We start from the raw sequence: 12,930 nt of genomic DNA, 5'->3' as shown, positions 1-12,930 counted from the left end.
GATGATCAGTCGGCCGCACGGCTATCCTTCCCGGACAGGGGTGAGGGTCGCGGTCGGCAGGCCGAACTCCTCACCCTCGAAGCGCACTTTCTGGCCCAGGCTGATCTGGGCGCCCCGCCGATTCTCCGGCTCGCCGTCCACGGTGACCGCGCCTTCGGCGATGATCTCCCGGGCGATCACGCCGTTCTCCACGACCCCCGCCAGCTTCAGCAGCTGCCCCAGCCGGATCGACTCGTCACGGATCGGAATCTCTTCGACGTCGCTCATGCCTACAAGTATGTCAGCGAGCCTGGGCTGTGACGCATCTCTCGGACCGGTGGTTAGAGTGTGTGCATGAGTGAGCAGCCCCCAGGAGATCGGCCGGTGATCAAATGGCTGTGGCTCCTGGTGGTGATGCTCATCGCTGGGGCTGCCATCCCTGCCCAGGGGCGCGTCAACGCGGAGCTGGCCGCCGCAGCGGACGACCCCCTGATCTCCACCCTCTTCACCTACTTGGTGGGCATGGTCATCATCGCGCCCGTGGTGTTCCTCACCCGGCGCGGTCGGCGTGGGCTCGCCAACGTCCGCCCCGCGATTCGGGAGGGGAGCGTCTCCTGGTGGCACCTGTTCGCGGGCTGCTTGGGCACCTATTTCATCTTCACACAGGGTGTCGCGATGGCCGCCGTCGGCGTCGCGGTGTTCTCTGTGGCTGTGGTGACCGGCCAGACCGTCGGCGGTCTGCTGTGGGACAAGATCGGGTTGGGCTCGGGCGGTCCCAAGCACCTCAACGGATTCCGGCTGCTGGGGGCGGGCCTGACCATCCTGTCGGTGCTGTGGGCGGTCTCCCCGCAGCTGAGCGCCAACGGCAGTCTGGCCTGGGCGCTGATGGTGGTGCTGCCGTTCACCGGCGGATTCGTGCAGTCGGCCCAGCAGGCCATCAACGGTCGTCAGACTGCTGCCTACGGCACTCTGCTGCCTGCCACGCTGTTCAACTTTGTGACCGGGGCGGTGCTGATGGCGCTGATCTACGGCGGCAAGGTGCTGATCGCCGGCACGGGGGATGCTCTGCCCGCTGTGTGGTGGAACTATTTGGGCGGAGCCCTCGGACTGGTGTTCGTGGGCCTGGGCGCCTACCTGATCACCCAGGTGGGGGTTCTGGTCACCGCCATGGGGATGATCGCGGGGCAGCTGGTGGGGTCCCTGGTGCTGGACATCGTCTTCCCTGCCCCGGGCTCGGTGATCGCCTTCGCGACTGTCTCCGGCACCTTCCTGACCCTGGTTGCCGTCATCGTCGCCTCCCTGCCGGACATCCGCCGCTCCCGTCCCAGCTGATCAGCTGAAACACGGGTCTGGGTATGCTCTGTGTCCATGGAGGCCAGCTTTCCCGTCAGCAGGCGGATCGACGCGCGCATCGATGCGGTCTATGGGGAGCTGCCTCCCCAGGAGCGCCGGGTTGCGGACTTCCTGCTGGAGCATCTGGGGGACCTGGCGATCTTCTCCGCGGCGGACATCAGCCGTGAGACCGGGGTGTCCAAAGCGACAGTGTCCCGCATCTTCCGGAAGCTGGGGTTCGGGTCCTTCGGCGAAGTCCGTGAGCACGTCCGTGAGCTCAGGCACCGAGGGATTCCGACCGTGGCCCCGGTCAGCTCCGGTGATAACGCGGGTGCCACCGCGCTGCAGCGGCACGAGGCGCAGGAGCGGGAGAACCTCAGCAAAATGGTCCAGGCTCTGGAGGGCGGTCGCCTGCAGCAGGCGGTGCAGCTGATCTCCTCGGCCAACCGGGTCACCATCGTGGGGCTGCGGAACGGGTTTCCGCTGGCGCTGCACCTGCGCCAGCAGCTCACCCAGATCCGGGGCGATGTCGGCCTGGTCCCTTTCCCCGGGCAGTCGATGGGCGAGGAGCTCGCTGGCCTGCAGAAAGGGGACCTGGTGATCGCTTTGGGCTTCCGGCGGCGTCCGGCCCTGTTCGGCAAGGTGGTCGAGAGGACCGCGGCGATCGATGCCGGACTGCTGCTCATCGGCGACTCCACCGCCCGGCACTATGCGGGCAAGGCGGACGCCTGGATCGAGTGTCCCCAGGAGGCCGACGGCGCCTTCGACTCCTACGCGGCGGCGATGTCGCTGATCAGCATCCTCGCCAACGGGGTGCTCAACGTGCGGCACACCAAAGGGCACCGCCGGATCTCCCGGATCTCCGCCGCCTACGAGGAGATGGGCGAGCTCGAGGAGCTCTGACCGGCTGCCGGTTCGGAGGAGCGTGGGCGTCTTGCTCAGGACCAGCCGGTGACCTGAGCGAAGACCAGGAAGCCCACGGCGAAGGCTGTCCAGATGCCGAAGAGGGGAAGGTAGAACTTCACCCACTTCTCCCACCGGACGCCGCCGATGGCGAGCGCCGCCATGAAGTATCCGGAAGTGGGGTAGATGATGTTGGTCAGACCGTCGCCCAGCTGAAAGGCGAGCACTGCGGTCTGACGGGAGACCTCGAGGAGGTCCGCCAGCGGCGCCATAATGGGCATGGTGACCACTGCCTGGCCCGAGCCGGAGGGCACCACAAAGTTGAAGCCGGTCTGGGCCAGGAACATGCCGACGGCGGACAGCTCGGCGGGCATGCCTCCCACGGCCTGTCCCAGGGAGTAGACGATGGTGTCGAGGATCTGGCCATCCTCCATCACCACAGCCACTGCGCGGGCCACGCCGACGATGATGGCGGCTTCGAGGACACTGCGGAGCCCTTCGGAGAAGGACGAGGAGATAGTGGAGGGGCCGAGTCCGCTGATCAGCCCAATGATGAGCATCAGCAGCATAAACATGCCGGCCATCTCGATCATGAACCATCCTTGGGTGGAGACGCCCCAGATCGTCACCGCGAGGACCGGCACGGCCAGCAGCAGGGAGATCCGCTGCCGCCCCGTCATTCGCTTGGGCTCGCCCTCGGCGCCGGCGCTGTAGAGGCGCTGCTTCTCCAGCTCTTCCTCCTCGCCGTAGACCAGCGACTTGGCGGGGTCTTTGTCGATTCTGCGGGCGTAGCGGATGATCCAGTAGGAGCCGGCGGCGACCATCAGCACCAGCAGCACACTCCGCAGCCCGGCCCCGGAGAAGGTCTCGATGCCTGCGATCTGCTGCGCCAATCCTGTATTGATCGGGTTCAGGACGCCGGCGGTGAAGCCCGCCGTGGTGCCGATCAATGCGATCGCCACCGCCGTGATGGAGTCATAGCCCAGGGCGATGACCACGGGGATGAGGACGGGGATGTAGACGAGTGCGAGCTCCTGGGTGCCGATCAGGGAGGCCAGGGCGGCGAAGATGGTGATGAGCACGGGGATCAGCAGCAGGCGGCGGTGGGCGAAGACCCGCAGGAGTCGGTCCAGTGCGTTCTCGATGATGCCGGTGCGTCGGATCACCATGAAGACGCCGCCGATGATGAAGGTGAAGAAGACCACCTCGCCGGCGTCGACCAGCCCGCGGGGGACCGCCGTGATGAACTCCATGAACGAGGTTGGTGAGGCATCCACGGGCGCGTAGCTGTCCGGGTCAATGACCTCCCGGCCGTCGGGTCCCTCCACGCGGTCGAACTGATGTGCCGGCACCAGGTAGGTGGCCGCCGCCGCGATCGCCGAGAGCGCGAAGAGAATGACGTAGATGTGCGGAAGCTGAAAGGTTCGGCGCTGCTTGGGCTCGGTGCTCTGGTCGGTGGCCTCACTCATACCAGCACGCTAATGAAACGCTGTTACGCAGATGTCACAGCAATAAGAAACAAGTGTTTCATTATGGGTTGCTCTCTTCAGCTCCAGAAAGTCTGCCTCGTGGTAGGAATCAGGGGTGGCGGATGATCTGGAAGGGGCAGCTTCACAGGCGGAAGAGCGTGTGAAGAAGCCGATCTTTGCGCTGCTGGCGTTTGTCTCGGGTGCTGTGCTGCCGCTTCAGGGGTGGATCAACTCGGCGTTGCCGTCTTCACCGTGGTTGTAGTCAGCGGCCAACTGCTCGGCAACATTTTGCTCGACTCAGCCGGCATGAGCCCCGCGTGCCGCAAGCCGCTCACTTAAGTGCCGCCCTGACGAACGCCTGCCAGCTCGTGGTACTACCTGTGCGGCCCGCTCGGATGCATCTTCATCGGAGTACGGGCCTGCATATCAGCAGTACCGACGTGCTCGTGGCCGGCATCGGCATCACCACGGGCAACCTCCTGGGCTCACTGGTCCTCGAGGTCGTCGGCCCGACGGCCGGGGTTCAGGTGACCGTGTGGACTGGGGTGGTCTTCTGCTGGCACTTTCGCCGGAGGGGTGGTGCCTCCTTCGGGCGGCTTGCGTGAGTCGGCCTGAACTTACCTTCGCCAGCCGCCGACGCTCGTGATCCTCACTTAAGAAAGTGTGAGATAAGCGAAACATTCCAGATTCTTGGGCGTAACAGATTAGAAACACCTCAAAAATTCGCCTGAAATCCAGTCTCTCTAATGTTGTGGACTATGGATTCACTATTGGATACAGAGCAGGACTCATCGGGGGATCCCCCAGGCGGGGGTGTGGGCCTTCGACGGAAGAAGCAGTCCGCCCGCGAGCGGGTCTACGAGATTCTGCGGGACGAACTGATGGGCACCTCCTTCTCCCCCTACAAGCGCCTTACCGAGGAGAGCGTCGCCGCCCGCTTTGGAGTCTCCCGCACCCCGGTCCGCGACGCGTTGGCGCGGCTGCAGACCGACGGGTTGCTGATCAAGCGCGACGGCGCGCTCTTCCGCTACATCCCGACTCTTCCCGAGTTCACCGAGCTCTATGAGCTCCGGCTGGCTCTGGAGCGCCGCGGTATCGAACGGGCCATCGAAGACCCGACTATCACCCACAACCGTGCTGCCCTCGAACAGGAGCTGGCCATCTGGCACGCACGCCGGGACGCCGGAGTCGAGCCCAGCGCCGGGTTCGTCACCGCGGATGAGCAGTTCCACGTCGCTCTCCTGGGCTCGGCCGGCAACAGGGAGATCACCAAGACCCTGCTGACAGTGAACCAGCGGATCCGTCCTGTGCGCATGCATGACTACCTCACCGAGGATCGTGTGGCCGCCACTATTAGCGAGCACATCGAAATTGCCGAGCTCGTGCTCCGGAACAAGCTCATCGAGGCTCGCGACAGTCTGCGCTTCCACGTCGGAGAGTCCCAGGCCGTGGTCGAGGCGCGTGCGTTGCGCGCCATGCATATGACCCAGATCGCACACGAAGCAGAGGACGGGACTGGATGAAAGACCCAGCATCCGCAGTGCGGTACGCGCTGGCACGCCTGGACGAGGTCCAGCGACCTGACGTTTGGATCACTTTGCGACGCTCCGAGGACCTCATCGCCGAGGCTGAGGAAGTGACTCGTCGTGCAGAGGCCGGCGAGGACCTCCCCCTGGCCGGATTGACCTTCGCGGTTAAGGACAACATCGACGTCGCAGACCTCCCCACCACCGCCGGCCACCCGGAGTTCTCCCGTACCCCGGAGCGGCACGCACCAGTGGTGGAGCGTCTCCTCGGCGCCGGGGCTGTACTACTCGGTAAGACGAACTTGGACCAATTCGCCACCGGACTGGTCGGCACCCGGAGCCCATACGGAGAGGTCGCCAGCGCAGTGGACAGCACCCGCGTGGGCGGTGGCTCCAGTTCCGGTTCTGCCCTGGCGGTCGCTCTGGGCATCGTGGACTTCAGCCTCGGCACGGACACCGCCGGCTCCGGTCGGGTCCCGGCTGCCTTCAACGGCATCGTGGGGTTGAAGCCGACCCTGGGGGCGCTGCCGCTGACAGGCGTCGTTCCGGCGTGCCCCTCCTATGACACGGTTTCGATCTTCGCTCCTGATGTCGCGCTGGCTGCTTCGGTGATGAACATCGTCGCAGTCCGTTGCCCGGAGGATGCTCATGGCCGGGACTGGCCCGAGACGGTGCCGCTTTCGGCTCCTGCGGCACCCGTCATTGGCGTACCTCGCGACGAGGATTTGCGTGCGCTCTCTGAGGGCGCCCGGGAGGTCTTCGCGCAGACTGCGGACCGGGTGAGGAAGCTCGGTATGGGAACGCGAGAGGTTGATCTGAGGCCCGCCCTGGAGGCCGCTCAGCTGCTCTATCACGGGGGACTGGTGGCTGAACGGGCCTATGCCTTCGGCGACTTCATCGCCGCTCATCCCGAGCAAGCGGACCCCTCGGTGCGCAGCATCGTCGAACAGGCCGCCCAGGTCTCAGGGCCCCAGGTGATCCGCGATCAGCAGCGGCTGCTGGAACTCAAGCGGGAGCTCCGGGAGAGCTTCCAGGAGGTGGACGCACTGATCATGCCTACGGCGCCGAACCATCCCACCCTGGAGGCCGTTCGACAGGACCCCCTGACCACCAATTCGTTCCTGGGAATCTATACCAATTTCGTCAATCTCTTCGATCTCTCCGCATTGGCCGTCCCGGTCGGTGAGGTACCCGGAGAGGGCCTCTTCGGAGTCAGCTTCCTCGGCCAGGCCTTCCACGATCAGGTGCTCCTAGACCTCTCGGCCCGCTTCCTGGGTATGCCGCAGCCTCCGCAGGCCGTGGAGGCAGGCATCGATCTGGCAGTCTTCGGAGCCCATATGCGAGACGAACCGCTGAACTCGCAGTTGCTCGGGTTCGGGGCCCGCTATGTACGCGACATCGAGACCACGCCGCGCTACCGCATGCACCTCATCGAAGGGGCGACGCCGCGGCCCGGAGTGGTCCAGGGGGACGGCGGCGTGGCAATGCCGGGAGAGCTCTGGCGCATTCCCGCTACCGGGCTCACCTCTCTGCTGACCGCCCTTCCCGCTCCTATGGCGCTGGGCCCGGTCGAACTCTCCGGCGGGAAGACCGTCACCGGTTTCACTGCAGGCCTCTCCGGGGAGGAGCCCGATATCACCGGAAGCTGCGGATGGCGCGGCTATCTCCGAGAGACGGCAGCAGGTTCGCGATGACGAACCTGCTGCGCGTCGAAGACATCAGCAAGTCCTTCGGGCCGGTTCAGGCCAACGCCGAGGTCTCTTTCACCGTCGCTGCGGGGGAGGTCCACGCCCTGTTGGGGGAGAACGGCGCCGGAAAATCGACCCTGGTGAAGTCCCTGTATGGGGTCCATCAGCCGGACACCGGCCGGGTCCTGCTCCGGGAGGAGGAGATTACCATCGATTCACCCTCTCGCGCCCGGCAGATCGGCATCGGGTTGGTCTTCCAGGACATGCGTCTTATCCCGGCACTGACCGTCTGGGAGAACATCGCGTTGTACCTGGACGAGGCGGATCTGGTCCTCAAGACGGCCGAGATTATGCGCCGGATCTCCGACGCCAGCGACCGCTGGGGCCTCAGTGTGGACCCCAAGGCCAAGATTTCTGAGCTCTCGATCGGCGAGTGGCAGCGCGTTGAGTTGCTGAAGGTGCTGATGGGCGGTGCCAAGCTGCTCATCCTGGATGAGCCTACCTCCGTGTTGACTCCCACTGAGGTCAATGCCCTCTTCGGGGTGGTCGACCATCTGAAGAGCACCGGCGTTGGAGTCATCATCATCACCCACAAACTGCGCGAAGTGCGCCAGATTGCCGATCGTGTGACTGTGCTCCGCGGCGGCCGGGCCGTTCTCTCTGACATCCCGGCTCAAGAACTCGACGACGACGCGCTCGTCACCGCGATGGTCGGGCGCACCGTGGACCCGCTGATGGATGAGCGGCCCCCCGTCGCTGAGGCTGTCCCCGCAATCACTCTGGACGGGGCCGAGGTCCGCCGCAAAGACGGCACCACCGCCTTGGACCGCGTGGACCTCAACGTCCTCCCCGGGGAGATCCTGGGAGTGGCCGGCGTCGCCGGCAACGGGCAGGACGAGCTCGTGGATGTGTTGGCCGGAGCGCGGACGCTGGATGCCGGGCGGTTACAGATCGTCGGCGGCACTCAGGCCTCCGGGCGGCCGGGACAGTTCCGGGGCCGCGGAGTGGTCGCCGTGGTGCCCAATCCGGTCCATCAATTTGTGGTGCCGGGTCTGAGCATCGCCGAGCACAACGCGCTCTGGGAGCAGGCCGCTGGCGAACCCGGCTCCCTTTCGAAGGCCGCGGGCCGGTTCAAAGAACGGGCCGGCCGGGTCGGTCTGCCGGTCGCCGAGCCGCACAGGACGTTGGCCGACCTGTCCGGCGGCAATATCCAACGGGTGCTGCTCACTCTGGCCTTCTCCAGCGACCCCGTCGTGCTCATTCTCGCCTACCCCACCCGCGGGCTGGATGTCGCCACGGCCCAGCAGACTCGCGAGGCCATTCTGGAGGCCCGCCGCGCCGGAGCCGCCGTTGTGGTGGTCTCCGAAGATCTCGACGAACTTACCGCGCTCTCCGACCGAGTCGTGGTCCTGTCCGAAGGTCGCGTTTCCGGTGAGCTTAGCCGCGGGGAGATCGACCGCTCCGCCATCGGAGCATTTATGACCAGTACGGAGGTCCGATGACAACCACAACGACCACCGGCAGCGACCTTGCCGCTCCGCCGGGTGCTAGCCGTGGGATCCGGCGCCCAGCACTCTTCGCCGTGCCTGCCGCGCTCGCCGCCTTCATCCTCTTCGCCTGGACTCAGGAGGCCACGCCTTTGGACCTCTGGGACGCTCTGAACCAGGGGGTGCTCCAGAATGCGACGTTCATTCAGCAGACACTGGTGCGGGCCGTGCCGCTGGTGCTCGCCGCGCTTGCCGTGGTGATCCCGGCCCGCGCCGGTCTGGTGAATGTCGGCGGTGAGGGTCAGCTGATCCTGGGCGCCGTCGCGGCCACCGGCCTTGGCGTCGCCGTGGGGTCCTCCCTCCCCGGTCCCTTCTCATGGCTCCTCTGCATCCTCATCGGAGCAATGGCCGGAGGATTGTGGGGAGGCCTCTGCGGCGCGCTGAAGGTCTGGTTCCGCGCGCCGGAGCCAGTCACCACGGTGCTGGCGAACTTTATCGCCATCTCCATCATGCTCTATCTGCTTTACCAGCCTTGGCGGGACCCGGAAGGCACGGGCCAGCCCCAGAGCCGCCCTCTCGACACGGCGGCCATGCTCCCGATGATCCCCGGCAGCCGGGTGAGCATTGCCATCCTGGTGGTGGTCGGTTTCGCCGTCCTGGTCTGGTGGTTGCTGGCCCGGACAAACTGGGGTTTCCGCATCCGGGTCACAGGTGGCAACCCTGAGGCTGCCCGCCGTTCCGGCCTGCCTACCGCCCGGCTATCCATCGCCTCGATCGGTTTAGGCGGGGCGATGGCTGGGATCGGTGGCGCGCTCAACCTGATCGGCTTGGAAGGGCAGCTGCGCCCTGACATCACGATCGGGTTCGGCTTTGTGGCCTTCCTTGCGGCCTTCCTGGCCAGGGGAAGCGTTGTCAAGGCCGCTCTCCTGGCCTTGCTGTTCTCGGCCATCGTGGTGGCCAGCAACCCGCTCCAGCTGCGCGCCGGACTCGACGGCAGCGCCGTGTATGTACTTCTGGGCTGTCTTTGCCTCGGCATGGCGGCGCTCTCCCGCAGGAGGACCGTATGATCGAGATCATCTTCGCCAGCGGAATCGCTGTCGGCACCGCTTTGCTTTTCCCCTCCCTCGGGGAGCTCATCAACCAGCGAGCCGGGGTGACCAACCTCGGCACTGAGGGTGGCATGCTCGGCGGTGCGCTCGCCGGAGTCATCGCGGGCCTAGCCACCGGTTCCGCTTGGTGGGGGCTGGCCGCAGGGGCACTGGCAGGCGTAGCTGTGGCAGCGATCTTCGCCTGGGCCGTGGTGTTGCGCGGCGGTAACCAGCTGGCCTCCGGCCTCATCGTCTGGTTCCTAATGCTCGGTCTCACCTCCGTGATCGGCCGCGACTACGTCGGCCAGGGCGTGACCTCACTGTCCACCATGCCGATCCCGGTCCTCGCCGAGATCCCCTTCCTGGGCCGGGTGCTGTTCACCCACGACCCGCTGGTCTACGGCGGCTTCCTCGCCATCCCGTTGCTCTGGTGGTTCCTCACCCGCACCCGGGCGGGGCTGAAGGTCCGGGCCACCGGGGAGCGCCCGCTGGTGGTCGACGCCGCCGGGCACTCGGCCGTCCGAACCCAGTTCACTGCGCTATTAGCGGGTGGAGCCCTCACGGGACTCGGCGGGGCGTATCTCTCCGTCGGGCAGGTCGGCAACTGGAGTACGGACATGACCAACGGGTACGGATTCGTGGCGGTCGCTGTCGTCATCTTCTCTGCTTGGCGGGTGGGCTGGACGGCCGGAGGCGCTTATCTTTTCGGCGCCATGATCGCGACCGCCTCGGTCCTGCAGGCTCGGGGGTTCGCGGTGAATCAGCATCTCCTCGATGCCCTGCCCTACCTCGTCACGCTGGTCGTGCTGGTGATCATCTCCGCCCGGCGCGTCCAACAGCCCGAGGCGCTCTCGGCGGCCCTCTCCACCCGATAGCTGGCCATAGGCGCTCAATCAGACCACCGACCGCATCTCGCACCCACAACACAAAGGATGGATAGTAAACATGATTCCCAACCCTCAGAGGAAGACCACCGCGGCAGTCGGCGCTGCCCTGACGGCGATGTTCGTGCTCAGCGCCTGCGGCGGGGACGACGGCGATGGCGGAGATCTTGACGCCGATATCGAGAACCCCCTGAGCGTCGGCCTAGTCATGGTCGGTTCCGAGCAGGACGCCGGCTATAACCAGGCCGTGGCCGACGCCGCTGCGGAACTCGATGAGATCGAAGGCGTCGACGTGGTAACCGCTGACCAGATTCCTGAGAATAACTCGGTCACCGACACCATGCAGTCCATGGCAGACCAGGGGGTCGAGGTCATCTTCGCGACCTCCTACGGCTACTTCGACTATGCCCTGGATTTCGCCGAAGAAAACCCCGAGGTGACTGTACTTCACCAGGGTGGATTCCATAGCGGAGACTTCCCGGAGAACTTCGGTACCTACTGGGGCGCGGCCTACGAGCCGGTCAGCCTCGGCGGGATGGCGGCCGGCGGCGTCACTGAGAGCGACCGCATCGGCTTCGTCTATGCCTTCCCCGTTGCGCAGTCGATCGCCAACATCAACGGCTTCCATCTGGGAGCCCAGCAGGTCAATCCTGATGTCTCCACCCACGTCATCAATACCTCCGACTGGTGCGACCCCGTCCGCCAGCAGGACGCCGTGCGATCCCTGCTGAACGAGGACGTGGACGTCTTCAGCCAGCACCAGGACTGCCAGTCCACCGTGATCCAAGCGGTGGAGGAGGCCGGCGAACACATCGTGGGCTACCACTACGATGCCGTGGATCTCGCTGGTGAGGCCTGGCTGACCGGCTCCACCTGGAACTGGGCCCCGCTGATGTCCGAGATCGTGGAGACGGTCAGCGTGGACGAGTTCACCGGCTCCGAGTTCAACGACAACTGGCTGGGCACCTTCGCCGAGGGAAACAACCCGCTGGAGTTAGGCACGTTCGGCGATGCCGTGGATGAGGACCTGCAGAACCAGATCCTCGAAGAGGAGGAGCGTCTCTCCCAGGAGGGCGAGAGCGTCTTCTCCGGTCCGATCCTCTGCCAGGACGGCAGCGAACTGGTTGCTGAGGGCGAGGTTGCGACCTACGAAGAGGTTAACGAGTTCGACTGCCTCATTGAAGGCGTCGTCGGAAACCTCGCTCAGGACTGAGCCGTATGGCCGACCGACGGATCGCCGCCTCCATCCCCTATGCATGGCCGTGGGACGGCGGACTCTCCCCGGGGCGTACCGCGCTGCTCGTACTGAGCGCCCCGGGGGGCCCAGTCCTGGAGGCTCTGCCCGGTGAGCTGGAGAGCTTCGCCCGAGAGCTGGAGCACGAGGGTGGCCTGGCCCTGCAGATCCTCACTCAGGATCCCCGTTACCGGCGCGCCCCGGATGTGCCTCTCCTGCCCGCTGACCGCCTCTTAGGGGACCGGGTGCTCACGGCTGCCGGACTGGACGGATTCTTCGGCAGCCCCCTAGACACGGTGTTGCGCAGACAAGGCCGGGACCAGCTGCTCCTGGCCGGGACCTGGTTGGAGACGAGTGTGCACTCCACGATGCGCACCGCCAATGATCGCGGCTACGAGTGCCTGCTGCTCACCGACCTGAGCCCGGCGCTCGAGACGGATCTGGCCACCGGAGCCGTGAGCTGCATCGAGATGTCCGGCGGAATCTTCGGCGCGGTCTCCACCGCAGCCGAGTACCTTCGTCAGCTCCGGAGACCGGCGGCGGACCCCACAGACGACGATTGCTCCTGATCACACGGAAGGAACCTCCATGACTGCTTCGCCTGAGACGGCCGCCCGCCCTGCGGTGGCGGCCCAGCCCTACGCCTGGCCCTATGACGGCAGGATTGAAATCAGCAGGACCGCTCTGGTCCTCATCGACTGGCAGGCCGACTTCTGCGGGCCCGGCGGATACGTTGACTCGATGGGCTATGACCTCTCGCTGACCCGGAACGGGCTGGAACCCACGTCCCGGGTCCTGGCTGCCGCCCGTGAGGCCGGAATAATGGTCATCCACACCCGGGAGGGACACCGCCCTGACCTCTCTGACTGCCCGCCCAACAAGCTGTGGCGCTCCGAGCAGATCGGGGCCGGCATCGGCACCACCGGTCCCTGTGGTCGGATTCTGGTGCGCGGGGAGCCCGGATGGGAGATCGTGCCGGAGGTCGCCCCTGCAGACGGCGAGCTGGTCATCGACAAGCCGGGCAAGGGGGCCTTCTATGCGACTGACCTCGATCTTCTGCTGCGCTCGCGGGGTATTACACATCTGATCCTCACCGGCATCACCACCGACGTCTGCGTGCATACGACAATGCGCGAGGCCAATGACCGAGGGTATGAGTGCCTCATCCTCAGCGACTGCACCGGTGCCACTGATCCGGGAAACCACGAGGCGGCGTTGAAGATGGTGACCATGCAGGGCGGCGTTTTCGGAGCCGTCTCCGACTCGGAGGCGGTGCTGAGGAGTCTGAGTCCCTCCTTCTGAACAGCTGCGGCGTTTGCCAGCCCGAGTCTCCCGCTCCC

15 protein-coding genes are annotated in these 12,930 nt (G+C 65.8%); 13 read left to right on the top strand and 2 right to left on the bottom strand.

The features are described 5' to 3' along the window. Positions 1 to 21: 21 nt before the first annotated feature. The gene (locus FWJ47_RS00340; protein WP_147102796.1) at positions 22 to 267 is read right to left on the bottom strand and encodes an RNA-binding S4 domain-containing protein; all 246 of its coding nucleotides are present in this window, start codon (positions 265 to 267) and stop codon (positions 22 to 24) included. A 66-nt stretch (positions 268 to 333) separates the two neighbouring features. On the opposite strand from FWJ47_RS00340, the gene FWJ47_RS00335 reads away from it, so the two are divergent. Both FWJ47_RS00335 and FWJ47_RS00330 read left to right on the top strand, forming a co-directional pair. Then, a complete protein-coding gene (locus FWJ47_RS00335) occupies positions 334 to 1,311 on the top strand; it encodes a DMT family transporter (RefSeq protein WP_147102794.1) in 978 nt (325 codons plus the stop codon). Between the two features lie 36 nt (positions 1,312 to 1,347). Further along, entirely contained in the window at positions 1,348 to 2,214 is an 867-nt protein-coding gene (locus FWJ47_RS00330; RefSeq protein ID WP_147102792.1) for a MurR/RpiR family transcriptional regulator, read from the top strand. 35 nt (positions 2,215 to 2,249) lie between these two features. Here the strand turns inward: FWJ47_RS00330 and FWJ47_RS00325 are convergent, their stop codons facing one another. Then, the gene (locus FWJ47_RS00325; protein WP_147102790.1) at positions 2,250 to 3,683 is read right to left on the bottom strand and encodes a YfcC family protein; all 1,434 of its coding nucleotides are present in this window, start codon (positions 3,681 to 3,683) and stop codon (positions 2,250 to 2,252) included. Positions 3,684 to 3,798: 115 nt separating this feature from the next. Between FWJ47_RS00325 and FWJ47_RS11965 the strand changes: the two genes are divergently transcribed. The 11 genes from FWJ47_RS11965 to biuH all read left to right on the top strand — a co-directional run bounded on the left by FWJ47_RS11965 (position 3,799) and on the right by biuH (position 12,892). Beyond that, positions 3,799 to 3,945 (top strand): hypothetical protein, encoded by a 147-nt coding sequence (locus FWJ47_RS11965; protein WP_170228407.1) that lies wholly within the window; start codon positions 3,799 to 3,801, stop codon positions 3,943 to 3,945. Next, positions 3,906 to 4,022: a DMT family transporter gene (locus FWJ47_RS12390; RefSeq protein WP_147102788.1), complete on the top strand. Its 117-nt coding sequence runs from the start codon at positions 3,906 to 3,908 to the stop codon at positions 4,020 to 4,022. The genes FWJ47_RS11965 and FWJ47_RS12390 overlap by 40 nt, the downstream gene beginning before the upstream one ends. Before the next feature lie 101 nt (positions 4,023 to 4,123). Continuing rightward, positions 4,124 to 4,288: a hypothetical protein gene (locus FWJ47_RS11960; RefSeq protein WP_170228412.1), complete on the top strand. Its 165-nt coding sequence runs from the start codon at positions 4,124 to 4,126 to the stop codon at positions 4,286 to 4,288. 165 nt (positions 4,289 to 4,453) lie between these two features. Further along, positions 4,454 to 5,206: a GntR family transcriptional regulator gene (locus tag FWJ47_RS00315; protein WP_246126096.1), complete on the top strand. Its 753-nt coding sequence runs from the start codon at positions 4,454 to 4,456 to the stop codon at positions 5,204 to 5,206. Then, positions 5,203 to 6,903 carry an allophanate hydrolase gene (atzF, locus tag FWJ47_RS00310; protein WP_147102784.1) on the top strand — a complete coding sequence of 567 codons (1,701 nt, stop codon included), beginning with the start codon at positions 5,203 to 5,205 and terminating at the stop codon, positions 6,901 to 6,903. The genes FWJ47_RS00315 and atzF overlap by 4 nt, the downstream gene beginning before the upstream one ends. Beyond that, positions 6,900 to 8,399, top strand: a complete 1,500-nt coding sequence (locus tag FWJ47_RS00305; protein ID WP_147102782.1) for an ABC transporter ATP-binding protein — start codon at positions 6,900 to 6,902, stop codon at positions 8,397 to 8,399. Before atzF ends, FWJ47_RS00305 begins: the two co-directional genes overlap by 4 nt. A gap of 80 nt (positions 8,400 to 8,479) precedes the next feature. Continuing rightward, positions 8,480 to 9,451 (top strand): ABC transporter permease, encoded by a 972-nt coding sequence (locus FWJ47_RS00300; protein WP_170228411.1) that lies wholly within the window; start codon positions 8,480 to 8,482, stop codon positions 9,449 to 9,451. Next, positions 9,448 to 10,347 (top strand): ABC transporter permease, encoded by a 900-nt coding sequence (locus FWJ47_RS00295; RefSeq protein ID WP_147102778.1) that lies wholly within the window; start codon positions 9,448 to 9,450, stop codon positions 10,345 to 10,347. Before FWJ47_RS00300 ends, FWJ47_RS00295 begins: the two co-directional genes overlap by 4 nt. Before the next feature lie 70 nt (positions 10,348 to 10,417). Next, positions 10,418 to 11,569, top strand: coding sequence for a BMP family ABC transporter substrate-binding protein (locus tag FWJ47_RS00290; RefSeq protein WP_147102776.1), 1,152 nt, complete (start codon positions 10,418 to 10,420; stop codon positions 11,567 to 11,569). 5 nt (positions 11,570 to 11,574) lie between these two features. Beyond that, the gene (locus FWJ47_RS00285) at positions 11,575 to 12,159 is read left to right on the top strand and encodes an isochorismatase family protein (protein WP_147102774.1); all 585 of its coding nucleotides are present in this window, start codon (positions 11,575 to 11,577) and stop codon (positions 12,157 to 12,159) included. A gap of 19 nt (positions 12,160 to 12,178) precedes the next feature. Then, positions 12,179 to 12,892 (top strand): biuret amidohydrolase, encoded by a 714-nt coding sequence (gene biuH / locus FWJ47_RS00280; RefSeq protein WP_147102772.1) that lies wholly within the window; start codon positions 12,179 to 12,181, stop codon positions 12,890 to 12,892. Positions 12,893 to 12,930 lie beyond the last annotated feature (38 nt).

Origin of the sequence: Nesterenkonia populi (genome assembly GCF_007994735.1) — a bacterium.
Lineage (GTDB): Bacteria > Actinomycetota > Actinomycetes > Actinomycetales > Micrococcaceae > Nesterenkonia > Nesterenkonia populi.
The sequence above is the reverse complement of the archived record's forward strand: the minus strand, read 5'-3'. Positions and strand labels throughout refer to the sequence as shown.